This window comes from Streptomyces sp. ISL-96 (genome assembly GCF_018614035.1).
GTDB lineage: Bacteria > Actinomycetota > Actinomycetes > Streptomycetales > Streptomycetaceae > Streptomyces.
In genome coordinates this window covers 15,737-31,167 of sequence record NZ_JAGGPA010000043.1, presented here as the reverse complement: position 1 = coordinate 31,167, position 15,431 = coordinate 15,737, and the positions used below count along the sequence as shown (strand labels likewise).

Genomic DNA, 15,431 nt, shown 5'->3' with positions numbered 1-15,431 from the left:
CACTGGACTTGAAATCTTCCGCAGCGAAAGACGTCCGCCCGCTCCTGGAAGCCCATGGTGTTCACCTCACCGCCTCAACAGCCCGTTTCCACACACGGGAAGACGTCGCCAGGTTCCTCGACCCCGACAAAACCAAGATCAAACCGGCGTGTTGATTTCCGGCAAGCCCTAACGCGCCGTCACTCAATTTCGATCTTGGGATCCAGATTGTGAGACTGTCGCGCTCGGGTGACCTTCACAACAGCCTGTCCCGCATGGATCATACTTTCCTCCTTGTACGATTAGGCGTAGACAGTGTGTGTCGGCCGACCGCCGCGCACCTCAAGCACAAGCTCCTGGCTACTAGCGCCTCGCGGGCTGGCAGTGAACACCTCAGTGACATTTCGATGGAGCGACGATGCGTTGGCGTAGAGACCCTTCACGGCGCGCCCTCGTGAAAGAATGTGAGAGCCTGCTCGCCGATCTCCCTATCCCCGCTCCTTTCAGCGTCGAGGCGCTGGTGCGGAATATGGAGGGCGCGTTGGGGCGCCAGATTCGGCTAGTGCCACTGGATGACACCGACGGGGGCCTGGGTACGGCATGCGGTCTCCGGGTCAAAGCGCCGGAGTTCACGATCATTCTCTATCGCCGCCGTTCAAGCCGCAATCAAACCGAGCACATCATTCTCCATGAGCTCGCGCACGAGTGGCTGAACCACGGTACCTCCCTGACGGATGCAGAGATCGAGCGATACGTCCCTGAGCGCATTCGTCAGGAAGTCCTTCGACGTTTCCCGTCGGCCCTGATTCAAGGGCGCGTAGATTTTGGAAGCTCCGAGGAAAAGCAGGCCGAGCTTTCGGCTTCATTGATAAAGCGGCTGGCGCGCCGTCAGTCGTTCACGGGAGATGACATGGTCAGCCTCCTGGAGCATTCACTTGCTCACCCGGTCGCTGCTCCACCGCGGCGCCGACTCTAGCCGCGATCGACTGGCGACCACTGAGGCACAGTTCCCGGCCTTACGACTTCCGCCACATCGCGCAGTCCACCTATTGGCAATTAAGGCTGCGGCCGACTGACCTTCCGGGCCGGCGAAACGTGCAGCCGGCGCAGATACCCACTGGTTCCGTGTTCGACTACATCAAATACCTTACTGCGGCTGTGATGACCCTCATCGCCGTATGGCGGTTTCCTGCGGTTCGGTACGCCGACGCTCACCGCCGGGCACTCTGGGGCGGCTATGCGGGATTCGCCGTAGCTCTCTGGCTCTACACGCCAGCAGCGATGGATGCGGTGGATCGCATCCCTGTAGTGGACCTGAGCGCCCTCCTCAGGCACTTTGCCAGTACCGCAGCGATCATCGCGGCCCTGACCTACGTCGCCACCAGCTACGGGAAGAGCTCGGAGACAGTCGTACCCCGGCACGTAGCGGTCTCCCGCTGGATCGCCCGCGCGTCCTACGGGACGGGAGCGATAGGCGTCATTCTGCTTACGGTCCTATTTTTCACCGTGGTGGACCGCGACCAGCCGAGCCAAAACTTCCTCATTGACCACGCTGGGCAATGGGGGGTCGCGGTCTACATGACCGTGTTCTACTTCTTCCCGCTCATCACGACCGCAGTTTGCGGCTACCAGTGGACGAGGGCGGCGCGACGGGTCGAGAACACGAGCATGCGTGTTGGGCTGGGTTTGATGGGGATTTCAATGTGGATGGGGCTGACCCACACATTGGCGCGTATCACCATCCTTTGGGCTGCGGTCGCGTTCCCTCTAAGCCCCGCCACGGTCCGGCTCCTTGTAGACGCCACAGCGATATGGATGAACCTGCTCTTCCTGATCGTTGCCGTAGGTGCGAGCATTCCCACCACCCGCGCGGCGGCGGCCCGGTGGAGAACTTGGCGCACCCTGTATAGGACTTACCCGCTCTGGTTTGACCTGGTGGATGCGTTTCCCGGGACGAGCCTGTATCCGCCAGGGAGGCGCCTCGCGGAACTCAGGCACATACGCGTCCCCATCGATGTTCGCCTGGACCGATGGACTCAGGACGTTGCTGACGCTTGCGAGAAGCTGCGCTATTACGCTCCACGAGACTTGATGTTCGCCGCCGAGGACATCACCGCCTCGCACCCCGACCCTGAGCCGGCCGCGGAGGCGTACTGGATTAAGGCCGCGCTCCAGGCCGCTGACACCTCGCAAGCCAACCCGTACGCCACCGCCCCTCTGAGAGAGAAGCCGTTCGTTGACACCGATAGTGAAGCGGCGTGGCTTGCGCGAGTCAGCACGGCCTACTCGCACATCACCACGGATCAGGCTCGGGAGCTTCTCCTGTACTCCATAGAGCTGGAATCCGAACCGGGTCGCTAGCCTGCTATGAGCTTCACAGTCTGATTTCTCGGTTCAGACCCATTTCCCGACGAGCGGAACCAGGCTGCATAGCGATCTTGAATAGCGGGCTGGTGAGTGAGATTTGGCACCATCTGCTGCATGAACTGGGCTGGTACCGTGGGTCGTGCGGACTGATAGGTCTTGCTCCGCCCCGTAAGTGCACCCCGGCCTGCGACGCACAGCTACTGCCGTCGCCACACGTAGCCGGGCCGTGACGCTATCCGGTCTGGATGGGCGTCCGAAATCTCAGCAATCTGGAGTTCCCGCATGTCCAACCGCCGCACCGGCCTCATCCTCGATTTCGGAGGCGTTCTCACCACTCCGCTGCTGCCCGCAGTGCTTGCCTTCGAGCAGCGCGAGGGACTTCCGCAGGGCGCCTGCCTCACGGCCCTGTACAAGGACGACGAGGGCGTCCGGATCACCAGTGACCTCGAGCGCGGAGCGGTCTCCCAGACTGAGTGGAACGAGTTCGCCGGCAAGATGCTGGGCGTGCCGGCTGACAACTTGATCGGCCGCATCTTCGGCGACCTTCGCCCCGAGCCGCTGATGATCAACGCGGCTGCCGCGGCGAGGCGAGCCGGGATCAAGGTAGGCATCCTGTCCAACAGCGTGGGACTCGCCCCGTGGGACCTGTACGACGGCTACGAGCTTGAGCGGCTGTACGACGTCGTGGTGATCTCCGAGCAGCACCTGCTGCGCAAGCCTGACCCCGAGCTCTTCGAGATCACGCTCAAGCTCATGGATCTGCCGGCCGAGGAGTGCATCTTCGTCGACGACACCCATGCGTACGTCCAGGCAGCAGAACAGCTCGGCCTCGCGGGGGTGCACAACCAGGACCCCCAGCAGACGGTGGCCACTCTCTCCGAGCTGCTCGGCGTGGACCTCACGGCGTCTTAGCCCGGCGTCAGCCGCGCGGCGGCCCGACCGGCCTCGATATCGAAGAGAGCCGTCGACCCTGCTCGCCCACACCTCGGCACACCGAACTCGCCCAAGACGTCGACGATAGCCCGCCGCGGCAGGCAGTCACGGCGGCAGTGGACGCGGAGGGTGAGCGAGCCTCCGCACTCGGCGTTGGAGTGCCGAGAACAGGACAGCGAAGGGACTACGGCGATGCCCCCACAAGGGCGTCGCCGTAGTCCCTTCGCCGTTGCCGACCACTGACGCGGCTGCCGAAATAGCTCGTACCGGCCCGGTCCACGCAGGGTCGACGATCCGCGTCAGACGCCAAGCGGGCAGAGCGGCCTCAGACAACCAAGCCCCGAGGAATACTCGCCGACGGCGTCACCGCCCGTCGTGCACCTCTGGCAGCTTGTGCTTCAGCTCTCCGACGAGCTCGTTGATTTTGGCCATCATCTCGGCAGACAGGCCCCCGCCGTTGCCGCGGGCAGCCAGGCCGAGGATCTGCCCTCGGTGAATCGAGCCGAGGAAGCGGAGTGCCTCCAGGAATTCACGGGCCGCAGGGTCGACCTCGGCATCGTCCTGGAAGAGGGCCGCGTCGACCTGAAGCGCCTCAGCTAGGCCGGCGCGCACCACATCAGAAGCCTCCGTCGTGGCACCCGCACGAAGGGCGGCGATGTCGTCGGCGGTGACGGCCGCCACGCCCGCGTGCAGATTGACGATCCGCGCAATTTCCTCATCAGAGGGCGCTTCCTGACCAACGTACCCGTGCTGCAGGAGATAATTGATCTTCTCTCCGACTGTGCGGGGTGCGGACGCCTGCTCGTCACGCGAGGCCCTGGGGCGAAGTCCGAACGAGCAGTCCTGGGCGGCCAGCAATTCCTCTTCGGTCACCCCGTACGCCCGTGCGAGGGGCTGCACGTAAGCATCACTGAGCCGGCGCCGGCCGGATTCGGCGTTGCTCACCGGCACGCGGCTCGCGCCGATGATCGCAGCGGCCTGCGCGACGCTGAGGCCGGCGTCGCAGCGCAGGAGCTGCAGGTCCGGCGGACCGTCGTGGGGGAAAAGGACATCGAGCGGCTGACCGAGCGCCGCTGCGATTGCGGGGAGCTTCTCGCCCTTGGGGAAGTCCTGGCCGCTCTCCCATCGCGCGACCGTGGGGGCGCTGACGCCCACCATCTTGGCCAATTCCTTCTGATGGAAGTCCTTGCCCCGCCGGACAGCACGTACTCGGCTGCCGTCGAACTGACGTGGCACATGAACTCCTGCGGGGTGGCGATCGGGCCGGTGGGGGCGGCCTCTGGAGCAACTGTAGCCCAGATTTGATACATCTACGCAACTGACGTACGTTTCCGTATCGCATCTGGTGGCCGGGCTCCGGCCCTCTATGGTGCCAGCCCTGGAGGACCCCTATGCATGTTGCGTTGTCGTGGACACTCGCGCAACGCGCCGTTCGGAGATACCGGCCGTCGCGAGCCCTGTGCGACCTGTAACGAGCCAGGGATGGACTTGCCGCAGGTGTCTACGTATGTTCGTCGTCCCCCGCCGGGCGGCGACCCGGGGAGGGACGGAACGAGCAGATGAAAGGCACGAACTGACTAGGCCATGAAACGCCGGGACGCACACCCCTGCCTGCGGGAGTCACGCCGTATGCCTGAGGAGAGACAGACCGAGGAGGAGGTGGGGCGAATGCGGGCGCATGGTCCGTGACGTGCTCGGCAACGAAAACCGGCGCCTGGGAGCTACCAACTCCCAAGCGCCGGGTCGCCACCCCGAGAGGTGCCCATACACATCACGCGGGCGGCGGGGCTTTTGCACGAGAACCGCCGCACCGCGCTCCTACGAAAAACGGAGTATCGCATGCTCGCCATGCCGATCGGAACCCCGGCCTGCCCGGACACTGACCGTCAGCACCGCCTCGCGGCTCAGCTCGCGGACATGATCGCGGGCGTGGCCACCACTTGGGTCAGCCTCAACGGCCCGAAGCAGACGTGGCCCCACCCGCACGCCGTCGTCAACGACGAGGCCGGGAAGACCATGGAGGTGGGCCGCACCACCGCCAGGGGCGCGGGCCGCTGGATCCTGAGGGTCTGGCCGGAGGCGGACTCGACGCGACCGCACACCTTCCACCTTGCCGACGCCACCCTCACGCGCAGCGACCTGATCGCCGCCGTTCGGGGCCGCTGACATGGCGCGGATACGAACCATCAAGCCGGAGGCATTCGTCTCCGAGTCGCTCGCCGAGGTGCGCGTCGAGGCGGAGCGGACCTTCTTCGGACTGCTCACCCAGGCCGACGACCACGGTCGCCACCGCGACAACGCCGCGATCATCGCCGGGCTCCTCTGGCCCCTCCGCGCCGAGCACACCTCGGTCCACGTCGAGGACGACCTCCACCAGCTCGCGACCGCCGGCCTGATCTGCCGGTACACCGGCTGTGACGGCCGCCGGTACCTCCACATCGTGACCTGGTCCGACCACCAGAAGATCGACAAGCCGAGCCAGTCGCGCCTGCCCTCCTGCCCGCAGCACCAGGCCGCCGACCGGTGCGCCCCCTGCAAGGGCACGTGCACCAAGCGGACCGAGGGTTCGTCTACCGCTCCCCGAGGACTCGCCGAGACCTCGCCGAACGTTCCCCGAGCCCTCGACCTGCCCGCCAAGACCACGTCGACGCCTCCTGGACACGCGGGTGGGGCCTCCGCCGACGAGCAGGAAGCCGCCGACAGCGCGGGCGGCGCTCCTAGCCGGGCTGGAACGAAGAGCGCAGGTCAGGAGGCATTCTCCGAGGACTCCCCGAACCTTCCCCGAAGCGTCGGAGAGGGCTCGGCGCCTGGATCTAGGATCTTGGATCCTGGATCTCTTGTCCCTACGGGGCGCACGGCGCCCGCAGCCGGCGTCTCGGCCAACCAGCTCGTCGGCGAGTACGTCGCCGCCTGCGACGAGCGCCCGCCCAGCGACGTGATCGGACACGTCGGGCGGATCACGAAGAAGCTCCTGGGCGAAGGCATCGCGCCGGAGCACATCCGGGCCGGGCTGGCGAATTTCGCGGCGAACCCCAAGCATCCGAGCGTGCTGACCAGCATGGTCAACGAGGCCATGAACGCACGCCCCGGCGGTTTGGCTCGGCCGGGAATCCGGCCTAACGTGCCCGCCCACCAGGCGTGGACCAACCCGGCCAACGCCGCTGCCGCCTACGCCGAGGAGCTGTGATGCGCACCCGTCACCGCGAACCGCAGACCCTCGGCGAGGGAACCCTGGACCGGATGGCCCGGATCCTGGCCGCCCGTAACATCGACCCCGCCACCGTCGCCGCACCGGCCCAGGAGCCTGAGCCCTTCTCCCCGCTGGAGGCCCTGTCGGCCGGGATGCCCCCGCGCTACCGGGCCGCCGTCGCCGACCACCCTCAGGTCCTGGCCTGGGTCCGGACCGTCGCCGAGGCCGCCGTCGCCCCCAACCAGGGAGCGAGGCGGCAGGTCACCACCGGACCCAGCCTGCTGATGGCCGGCGTCGTCGGCGCGGGCAAGACGCACCAGGCGTACGGCGCGGTCCGGCGGCTGGTGCAGAGCGGAGTCGGCGTGCGCTGGCGTGCGACCACCGCCGCCGACCTGTACGCCGACCTGCGGCCCCGGCTCGGAGCCGACAGCGAGCGGGAGCTGGCCGCCGTCAGCCGCTGCCCGCTGCTGATCATCGACGACCTCGGCGCGGCCAAGGCCAGCGAGTGGGTCGAGGAAGTGACGTACCGGCTGATCAACCGCCGGTACAACTACGAGCTTCCGACCCTGATCACCACCAACCTGGCGATCAGGGACCTCCGGGCCCACCTCGGCGACCGCGTCGCCTCCCGGCTCGCCCAGATGACCACCCGGGTCGAGTTCGAACAGGTCGACCGCAGACGCCACCATCTCGCGGCCTGACCCGCCCCAGGCCGCCACGCCGGGCCGCGCCTTCCGCGCGCCGCCCCGAGTACTTCCCCGACCCAGCGCACCTCTCCGCCGACGCCCCTGCGCGCGGAGAGCGATCGGAGCAACTCGCATGACCAGCACGACGCACAGCCCTGTCCGCCACCGGTCGCTCGGCGACCACACCTGGCGGGACCAGGCCGTCTGCCAGAGCACCGAGTACAACCCCGTGGACCCCGAGATCTTCTTCCCGGACCCCGATGAGACCGACAAGATCACCGCAGCGAAGGCGCTGTGCGGCCAGTGCCCGGTCCGCCGCGTCTGCCTGGACGCTGCGCTGGAAGGAGGCGACGCCGACGGCATCCGAGGCGGACTGACCGAGGAGGAGCGCGGACCTCTGCACGAGAAGATCGCCCACCGCCTCGACTACAGCCGCGTCAACGACACCATCGCCGGCCGCGACATCCACCTCACCAAGGCCGAGCGACGCGCGGTCATCCGCGCCGCCTACCGCCACGGGGTGACCGAACAGCGCCTGGCCTGGCTTCTGAAGATCACCGAGGACCACGCCCAGAAGCGGTACCGCGAACTCCGCCGCGCCCTGCGCAACCGAGACCTGGACCAACCCAACACGACCACCGCGTCACGCGAGGTCGGCGGCGAGCACCTGGGCCGCGACGACTTCGGGACGGCGGCGTGACCGCCATGACCGCACCGAAGACGGCGCGCATATCCGGCTGGGACCGCGCGGTCGTCATCGCCCTCGGCGGCGCGGGATGCGCGCTGTCGTACGACGCGCTGCAGCAGATGGCCGTCGCCATCCACATCCGAGGCTTCCTCACCTACCTCTTCCCCCTGGTGATCGACGGGTTCATCGCCTACGGCGTCCGGGCGCTCCTGGTCCTCCGCGACGCGCCGCTGCGCGCCCGGCTCTACGTCTGGACGCTCTTCGGCACGGCCACCGCCGCCAGCATCTGGGCCAACGCGCTCCACGCGGTGCGGCTCAACGAGGACGCGGTCGCCGGCACCGGCCTCCGGCTCGGGGACACGGTGGTCGCGGTGCTGTCCACCATCGCCCCGCTCGCCCTGGCCGGAGCGGTCCACCTCTACATCCTCATCGCCCGGGGGCCGGTCAAGGGAAGTGACCGCGAGGACCTCGGTCACCCCAGTCAGGCCGACCGGGGCGACGCCGTCGCGGTCACCCGGACTGACCGGGTCGGTCAGAACCGGTCGGCGGTCGGTCAGGTCAAGGCCGGTCAGCCGGTCAGCCGGTCACCGCCCTCACCGACCGGCCGCCACTGTCCCTGGAAAAGCAGGCTCCTGCCTCCCGGTCACTGACCGGGGACAGGGCCCCGGTGGGCAGCAGCAACCCGGTCACCGATGACCGGGGACAGTCGCACGAGGCCGCTGACCTGCCCGGACAGTCGGACTCGGCTCGGCCGGTCACTGACCGCCCCGACGACACCGCCCCGGTCACCAGTGACCAGGACAGCCAGGCTGCGGTCACCACCCCGCCGGTCACTCCGCCGCCGGTCACTGACCGAGAGGCCCGGACACCTGGTGACCGGCGGCCCGACCCGGACACCGAGGAACTGCTGAAGATCGCCCGGTCAGCGGTCAGGGCCGAGGACAAGCTGACCCGCAAGGTGGTCGCCCAGGCGATCCGCGGTCAGCAGATCCCGCTCTCCAGCGACACCCTGACCGCCCTGATGGCCCAGCTCCGCGCCCAGCACGGACAGCCGGTCAACTCCGCCCGGAACTGACCGGACGTTACGGAGCGGGTGACCGAGCCGGTCACCCCAGCCGGTCACCCGCTCCGGTCACCCGCCCCACACCCCTCCAGAGCAGAAGCGGAGAACACCCGATGCGCACCCACCCGGCCACTCCCGCCGAAGTCGACTCCTGGCTGACCGTCCTGCACCAGCGCGGCCACCTCCACCGCGCCCAGTCCGGCCCCGACACCACCTGGATCGTGCAACGAGAGCAGCACGATCCCCCTGGACCCTGCACCATCCGGTCCTGGCCATGGACTGGATCGAGGAACTCGTCCGCGAAATCCAGCAGCAGGACCCGGAGACGAGCCGGTGACCACCGACGACCCGGCGGTGACCACCGCCGGACAGCAGCGTGACCCCACGACGGCTCCTGGCGGAGCAAGCTATCGCGTACGACGGTCCTACGGCCCGTCGCACGCACTTGCCCCCGCCCCGGAGGGCGGGGGAAGCCCGGCTGGTTCCCGAGCGAGGGCGCTCGGGAACCAGCCGGGCAACCGGCACCAGGGGGCGCCGGTCACCGGGGGAGAAGCCGATCGCGACGACCACCGCGAGCAGCCGAGCCCGAGCACGCCCGCCTTCCCCGACCGCAAACCCCGCCGCCGCAGCCGCAACCCGAGCGAGCGCGCCCGCAAGACGACCACCCGCCTCTCCGACGACGAGAAAGCCGAGATCGTCGCCGCCGCCGCGCAGCGCGGCGTCACCGTCGCCCGCTTCCTTGCCGCCGCCGGCCTCGCCGCCACCCGCGGTGCGACCGCCCTGCACAACAACGAACGACTCGATACGGCCATCGACGAACTCGCCGCCCTGCGTACCGCCCTGGCCCGGATCGGCAACAACATCAACCAGATTGCCTACGTCCACAACGCCGGCGGACAGCCCCGTCCCGGTGAACTCGAACACGCACTGAGCGTTCTGACCCGACTCCTCGGCCACCTCGACGACGCGGCGAACGACCTGGTGACCAGGCGGCTGTGATGGTTCCCGACATCGGACGCGGCTCCCGCACCCACGGACTCCTCGTCTACCTCTACGGCCCCGGTAGGCGTGAGGAGCACACCGACGCGCACCTCGTCGGCTCCTGGGACGGCTTCGCCCCCGACCCCGGCCGCGACACCGACCCGCAAGTCACCCTCGCCCGCCTCACCGCCGCCCTCGACCTCCGGGTCAAGCAGGCCGGCGACCGTGCGCCCGCCAAGCACGTGTGGCACTGCTCGGTCCGGACCGCACCCGGCGACCGGCGGCTCTCCGACGAGGAGTGGAACGCCGTTGCCCAGCGCATCGTCCACGCCACCGGCATCGCCCCGGACGGTGATCCTGACGGCTGCCCGTGGATCGCAGCCCGCCACGCAGAGGACCACATCCACATCGTGGCCACCCTGGTCCGCGGTGACCTGCGCAATCCCCGCCTCAACTACGACTTCAACAAGGCCCAGGCCGTCTGCCGGCGCGTTGAAAAGGAGATGGGTTTGCGCCGCCTCAACGCCGGCGACGGCACCGCAGCGAAGAATCCCACCAGCGCCGAGAAGTTCAAGGCCGAACGCACCGGCCGCCCCGAGACCTCCCGCGAGACGCTCCGCGAAGCCGTCCGCCAGGCCGTCGCGGGAGCGGACGACGAGAAGGAGTTCTTCACCCGGATCCGCGAAGCGGGCCTACGCGTTAAGGTGCGCCACGCCCCGTCCGGCGACGCGCTCGGCTACAACGTGGCCCTGCCCGGCGACCGCAACCGCCACGGTGAACCGGTCTGGTACCCCGGCTCCAAGCTGGCTCCCGACCTGTCCCTTCCGAAGATCCGCCTCCGGCTGGCCGAAGGCGTCGCCGAGCGGGCAACGCCGTCGGCCGCCGGCGGCCGGGCGGACTGGTCCCCGCCCGCCCGAGAGCGACGGAGCGCCACCGGGATCGCCGAGCGTGCGGCCGTCCTCCTTGACGGCGACGACGATGAAGCCGCCGCCCAGCTCGTCGGCGTCGGAGAACTCCTGGACGCGGTCGCCCAGACCTCCCCTGCCGCCACCCGCGCCGAGCTGGCCGCCGCCGCCCGAGCCTTCGAGCGGGCGACCCGCAGCCACGTCCGAGCAGAGCGTGCCGACACCCGGGCTCTCCGCTCGGCCGCCCGGGGCATCGTTCAGGCCGGCGGCGCGCTCGGCCGGGGCGAGGACGGCGGCACAACCGCCATGCTCGTCTCCACTTTGGTCCTGGTCACCCTCGCCGCCGCCCGGTGGCACTCCGCCCGCGGTCACGCCCAGCAGGCCCATGCCTCCCGACAGGCCGCCGAGCATCTGCGAACTGCCTACCGTCAGGCCGCTGCCACGCCGATGCGGGTGCTGCACGACCAAGGCCGTGCCCTCCCCGAGGCCCAACGCCGGACGCACGAGGCCACCCTCCGCGCGGCTCTGCCGGAGCAGGGCGTACGAGCAGATGGCATGCCGACGAAGACCGACGCCCTGGTCGCCACCCTCGCCCAGGCCGAGCAGGCAGGCCACGACCCCGAGGCCCTCCTGCAGCAGGCCATCGACATGCGCGAACTCGACACCGCCGCGGACGTGAACGATGTCCTGGTCTGGCGCCTGCGCCGGATCGCCCAGCTCCCCGCCCACTCGGGCGAAGCTCCGCGTCGCCCGCAGGCCGGCACCAGCCCGATCAAGACCTCGGCCAACCGCACCAGCGAACGGAACGCACCCACAGTGGCGCCGCGCCCTGCCGTCTCTGACCCGCGCAGCCGCCCACCGCGCCGCTGATCAGCGCGTCCGGAAGGCCGGCCACCGACTGACCGGACTCCACGAAATGCCTGGACAGCCGGTTCCACCGGCTGTTACGGATGGAAACAGGAAGCCCTCGACCGGGAGATGACGCTCGTGCTCAGAACCACCGACCGCACCACGGAGCTTGCACCCGCGCTGCCCGTCCTTCCCACCAGCACCGACCCCCTCCTGCAACTCCAATACGACACGCAGCCGGCCGACGGCCCCGGCGCGACACGCTGCGTCAGCCACCCACACGAACTCGCCCTCGGCGGCATCCCCGTGATGTGCTCGGCCTGCCGGGCCCGACGCGACTGGCTGCTCATCAACCGAGGCCGCAACGTCTGGATCCGCTGCCGGTGCAGCAACCAGTGGCTCGAACCCGAGATCAGCCGCGCCGACTTCGACGCCCTGATCGCCAGCCCGTACGGCACGACCTACCCCACCGTCGAGGAGGGTCTCGCTGCGCTCGGCTTCGACGGTGTTTTCGCCGGCACTTACCTGGAGTAGGCGAGCCAGGTACGAAAGCCGAGGGGCGTCACCGACGTGTTGGGGGCGCCCCTCAGCCCCTGGTCGCGCTGGCCGAGACTGGCTGGACCTCGGCAGCCCTGACCCTGCTGACGGTGGGTTTGGGGGCCAGGGAACTGCGCGAGTGACCGATCTCCACGGACGGACTCTGACAGTTGTGATGACCCGCTCGCCAACGCTGCGCTATTGGCCATCAACTCCCTCCCGGCGCCCGCTACGGCGATCGTCGTGCAACGTCTGAAATGCGGACCGGGTCGAGGCGAGCTGGTCGTAGGTCAGGGGATGGCCTTGCGCCACGGCGCTGCCGGGTCCGCCAGCGTGTCGAGGATCAACTCACACCAGGTCACTGCGGCGTTAACCGTCAGTCGGGCGTGGCGGACCCCGAGTCCGCTCGGGGCGCTCGCCTGGCCGTGACCGCTGCCGAAGCCCTGGTTACGCAGCTCGGCCACGCCGACGGCGATGTTGATCGCACCAGACAAGACCTTCTTGATCGCCTTGCTCCCGTCGGGGCCGTCCGGCGCCGACGCGGCATCGAGTTTCAGCGACTTCTGCACGGTGTTGATGAGAGAGGGCAGGGCCGCGTTGCTGTCGATCTCGATGGCCAGCTCTCGCAGCGCCGTCTTCGCAGTCGCTTCGATGAGCTGCTTCGCCGCTCCGATCGCACCGGACGGGTCGGTCGTCAGGTCACGCCTGATGCGCTCCAGCTCGAGCGTGATGCCGGATGCGTCGCTCAGGTTGCTGAGGTCCCGGGCCAGCACAGGTGGGGCTACCCACGAGATCTTGCCGTTCGAGTCGAGCGCGAAGCCGTCCCGCTCCAGCCGAACGCGGATGTCCTCCAGCCACTTGGGGGTCTCCTGCTGGCTGGGGTCCCTGTACGCGCGGATGAAGTCCTCGAAGACGAGGAGGGCCCGGCGAACGTGGTCAGGGTCAGACCAGTCCACGCCTTCGGCGTAGAGCATGAACATGGTCCGCCGCTGCCCGGGGTCGTCGTACTTCAGCTCCTCCGGAGGAATGGGCGCGAACCCGTGGTCCTCCCACAGCTCGGCCACGATCCGAACGGTCAGGTCCGTGGCCAGCGAGCGGAATGCATTGCGGGTGGCTGGACTCACCAGCTCCCGGCGGACAGTGACGGTCATGGATTGAAGATACGAGTAGACCCTGACAGCGTCATGACCTTTTCCGACAAACGTCCCTATCCGAACCGAGCGGCCTGAGCAAGGCCCGTCTTCACCCGGCGGGCCATCCACCTTGGGGAGACGCTGAGCGGCGACGCTGTCGCCAACTGCCGCTCCGCCCAAGCGGCCTCGTGTAGCTGGAGCGGGCAGGCTGGTTCAAATTTCTGAATGGCCTGACTTCGCCTCCATCCGCCACTATCGCCAGAGCGGTTGGTCGTCGGCCATGATGTGGTGTCTTCCTCGTGGGTGTACGCGCGTGTGGCCGGGCGCACGGCAAGGCCGCCCCTGCCTGATCGGCGAGAGGCGGCCTTCTGCGGTTCTCGGTCAGACCTCGGCGAGGCGGTTCGAGAGGTCCAGGGCGGCGGTCGCGAACGCGAGGGCAGCGCAGAGGCCAGTCACCTCGTGGAGGGTCGGGCGGACCAGGCGCGGCCAGTCGTCCGGGGCGGACGACCAGGAGGCGAGATGCACCTCGGTGGTGGCCAGGCCCAGGTGGGCGGTGACGTCCCAGCCGGAGCAAGAAGCGGGCTCCCAGTGGAGGCGAATGCGGCCGAGGGGGAGATTCGGGGTTCTGGCAGCGAGCCACGTGACGTCGAGCGGGCCGTCGTACCGGGTAGAGACGCGCTGGACCAGCGCGCCGCGTACGTCGTCCGGCATGGGACGTACGGCGAGGCCGTGCAGCGGGAGTATGCGCGACGAGATGGAAGCCTCCGGAGAGTAGGGGGAAGGGGTCAGGACCAGGTGAGGGTGTCGCGAACCGACGTGGGGAGGTAGTCCTCCTGGCCGTCGTCGGCGATGAACGCCTTGCCGTCTTGGACGACGACATCGGTCCCCATGTAGTGGGTGAAGGGGAAGTCAGGGTTGACGGCGAGGCGGATCGGCAGGTTGAGGTCGATCCCCTGGAGCTGGCGGAGCAGATGGCCGACGGTCATGTGCTGGGGCAAGGAAGCCTCCGAGAGCGGTACGGGTGGGCGGGTCGGTGCATCAAGGAGCGTCGAGACGGAGCAGGTCCCGGAGGACCTTCGGCCCCGGGGCGTGGCCGGCGAGGTGCCGTTTGCGGCACTCGTTGACGTAGCCCCTGCCGCGTTACTTCATCTCCCAGCCGCCGCACGAGCAGACGGCCTGGGTGTACGAGCGCCCCGGGCAGTCGGCGTGGAGCGGCTTGCCGGAGCTGGTGTGCTTGTGGTCCGCCGGGCAGAGGGTGCCGTCGGCGTGGTGGTTGGTGAGCGGGGCGTGGAAAGGCACGGTGAGTCCCTCGTGTTGGGGAGGAGCCCCTGGACGGCCGGGCGGTGGACGTCAGGGCGCTCGGTCATTCGGAGAGGCCGCGCTGCCACTGGCGTCGTTCGGCTCGGCGCGCGGCACGGCGGCGAAGGGGCTTGGCGTGGCGGCCGTACTGACCGGGCAGGTAGTAGCAGGTGCAGCGACGGGCGAAGGCGCACTTACGGCGGTAGCCGGGACGGGTCGTCAGGGGCATGCGTGCGATCGGAACCTCCTGCTGGGCCAGTGAGCGGGGACGGGGCCGGTCGGTCCGGAGGGGGCGGGAACCGAGAACAGGTGCAGGTGAGCGGGGCGGGCCGGTGGTGCAGCCTGCTCACCGATTCAGCGGGGGGAGTGGGCGACGAGGGCGGCGACGAATCCGGCTACCGCCTCGGCCGGGGTGTTGGTACCGAACTCCTGGACCCACGCGTCGCCCTCGGCGGGCTGTACCTGGACCCGCCAGACGATGCCGCGTGTCCAGGCGGCGGGGTCCTCGGGCAGCCAGCCGATGTAGACGCGGCCGTCCGGGCTCGTCGCGTGGACATTGGCCTCCGGGGTGGCGACGACCGTCCATTCGAGGGCGTGGAGGAGTTCGAACACCGGGCCCGCGCAGTGGTCCGAGGAGAGCCAGTGGCGGTCGTCCCCGGCGGGTCGGACAACGGCGGGCAGGAGGGTGGCGGAAGCGTTCATGGTTGGAGGATCCCTTCGTTGACCTGCGGTTTTCCCGACACCCGTACGTTGGCATGGGGTGTGCCGAAGTCCGTAGTCGTTTCCGGGGATGCCCCGTCTGCCGTGGGCGAACTGATCAC

19 protein-coding genes are annotated in these 15,431 nt (G+C 68.8%); 12 read left to right on the top strand and 7 right to left on the bottom strand.

Translation table 11 applies throughout. From position 1 onward, the window contains the following. Positions 1-433: 433 nt before the first annotated feature. The 3 genes from J7E96_RS26485 to J7E96_RS26475 all read left to right on the top strand — a co-directional run bounded on the left by J7E96_RS26485 (position 434) and on the right by J7E96_RS26475 (position 3,258). Positions 434-955 carry a hypothetical protein gene (locus J7E96_RS26485; RefSeq protein ID WP_308296149.1) on the top strand — a complete coding sequence of 174 codons (522 nt, stop codon included), beginning with the start codon at positions 434-436 and terminating at the stop codon, positions 953-955. A 149-nt stretch (positions 956-1,104) separates the two neighbouring features. Then, the gene (locus J7E96_RS26480; protein ID WP_215134587.1) at positions 1,105-2,340 is read left to right on the top strand and encodes an MAB_1171c family putative transporter; all 1,236 of its coding nucleotides are present in this window, start codon (positions 1,105-1,107) and stop codon (positions 2,338-2,340) included. 288 nt (positions 2,341-2,628) lie between these two features. Continuing rightward, entirely contained in the window at positions 2,629-3,258 is a 630-nt protein-coding gene (locus tag J7E96_RS26475; protein WP_215134585.1) for an HAD-IA family hydrolase, read from the top strand. Positions 3,259-3,642: 384 nt separating this feature from the next. Here J7E96_RS26475 and J7E96_RS26470 read toward each other — a convergent pair whose 3' ends face one another. After that, positions 3,643-4,515 (bottom strand): helix-turn-helix transcriptional regulator, encoded by an 873-nt coding sequence (locus J7E96_RS26470; protein WP_215134583.1) that lies wholly within the window; start codon positions 4,513-4,515, stop codon positions 3,643-3,645. A gap of 603 nt (positions 4,516-5,118) precedes the next feature. Between J7E96_RS26470 and J7E96_RS26465 the strand changes: the two genes are divergently transcribed. The 9 genes from J7E96_RS26465 to J7E96_RS26430 all read left to right on the top strand — a co-directional run bounded on the left by J7E96_RS26465 (position 5,119) and on the right by J7E96_RS26430 (position 12,175). Beyond that, positions 5,119-5,445, top strand: coding sequence for a transcriptional regulator (locus J7E96_RS26465; protein WP_215134581.1), 327 nt, complete (start codon positions 5,119-5,121; stop codon positions 5,443-5,445). Position 5,446: 1 nt separating this feature from the next. Further along, the gene (locus J7E96_RS26460) at positions 5,447-6,466 is read left to right on the top strand and encodes a hypothetical protein (RefSeq protein WP_215134579.1); all 1,020 of its coding nucleotides are present in this window, start codon (positions 5,447-5,449) and stop codon (positions 6,464-6,466) included. Then, the gene (locus J7E96_RS26455; protein ID WP_215134577.1) at positions 6,466-7,170 is read left to right on the top strand and encodes an ATP-binding protein; all 705 of its coding nucleotides are present in this window, start codon (positions 6,466-6,468) and stop codon (positions 7,168-7,170) included. The genes J7E96_RS26460 and J7E96_RS26455 overlap by 1 nt, the downstream gene beginning before the upstream one ends. Before the next feature lie 118 nt (positions 7,171-7,288). Beyond that, positions 7,289-7,855 carry a WhiB family transcriptional regulator gene (locus J7E96_RS26450; protein ID WP_215134575.1) on the top strand — a complete coding sequence of 189 codons (567 nt, stop codon included), beginning with the start codon at positions 7,289-7,291 and terminating at the stop codon, positions 7,853-7,855. 5 nt (positions 7,856-7,860) lie between these two features. Continuing rightward, positions 7,861-8,493 carry a DUF2637 domain-containing protein gene (locus J7E96_RS37725; RefSeq protein WP_251070466.1) on the top strand — a complete coding sequence of 211 codons (633 nt, stop codon included), beginning with the start codon at positions 7,861-7,863 and terminating at the stop codon, positions 8,491-8,493. Positions 8,494-8,510: 17 nt separating this feature from the next. Then, positions 8,511-8,918, top strand: coding sequence for a hypothetical protein (locus J7E96_RS37720; protein WP_251070461.1), 408 nt, complete (start codon positions 8,511-8,513; stop codon positions 8,916-8,918). 321 nt (positions 8,919-9,239) lie between these two features. Next, a complete protein-coding gene (gene mobC, locus J7E96_RS38540) occupies positions 9,240-9,905 on the top strand; it encodes a plasmid mobilization relaxosome protein MobC (RefSeq protein WP_215134573.1) in 666 nt (221 codons plus the stop codon). Continuing rightward, complete coding sequence (locus tag J7E96_RS26435; protein ID WP_215134571.1) at positions 9,905-11,662, top strand: relaxase/mobilization nuclease domain-containing protein; 1,758 nt, start codon at positions 9,905-9,907, stop codon at positions 11,660-11,662. Before mobC ends, J7E96_RS26435 begins: the two co-directional genes overlap by 1 nt. Positions 11,663-11,770: 108 nt before the next feature. Further along, positions 11,771-12,175, top strand: a complete 405-nt coding sequence (locus tag J7E96_RS26430; protein ID WP_215134569.1) for a hypothetical protein — start codon at positions 11,771-11,773, stop codon at positions 12,173-12,175. A gap of 293 nt (positions 12,176-12,468) precedes the next feature. Here J7E96_RS26430 and J7E96_RS26425 read toward each other — a convergent pair whose 3' ends face one another. The 6 genes from J7E96_RS26425 to J7E96_RS26400 form a co-directional block, all read right to left on the bottom strand. Continuing rightward, positions 12,469-13,329 carry an abortive infection family protein gene (locus J7E96_RS26425; RefSeq protein WP_215134567.1) on the bottom strand — a complete coding sequence of 287 codons (861 nt, stop codon included), beginning with the start codon at positions 13,327-13,329 and terminating at the stop codon, positions 12,469-12,471. Positions 13,330-13,692: 363 nt separating this feature from the next. Then, positions 13,693-14,022, bottom strand: coding sequence for an esterase (locus tag J7E96_RS26420; protein ID WP_215134565.1), 330 nt, complete (start codon positions 14,020-14,022; stop codon positions 13,693-13,695). Positions 14,023-14,096: 74 nt separating this feature from the next. After that, positions 14,097-14,309 (bottom strand): hypothetical protein, encoded by a 213-nt coding sequence (locus tag J7E96_RS26415; RefSeq protein WP_215134563.1) that lies wholly within the window; start codon positions 14,307-14,309, stop codon positions 14,097-14,099. A 142-nt stretch (positions 14,310-14,451) separates the two neighbouring features. Further along, positions 14,452-14,610, bottom strand: coding sequence for a hypothetical protein (locus tag J7E96_RS37710; RefSeq protein ID WP_251070460.1), 159 nt, complete (start codon positions 14,608-14,610; stop codon positions 14,452-14,454). A 64-nt stretch (positions 14,611-14,674) separates the two neighbouring features. Beyond that, positions 14,675-14,839, bottom strand: coding sequence for a hypothetical protein (locus tag J7E96_RS26405; protein WP_215134561.1), 165 nt, complete (start codon positions 14,837-14,839; stop codon positions 14,675-14,677). A 125-nt stretch (positions 14,840-14,964) separates the two neighbouring features. Beyond that, complete coding sequence (locus J7E96_RS26400) at positions 14,965-15,312, bottom strand: DUF317 domain-containing protein (protein ID WP_215134559.1); 348 nt, start codon at positions 15,310-15,312, stop codon at positions 14,965-14,967. Between the last annotated feature and the right edge of the window lie 119 nt (positions 15,313-15,431).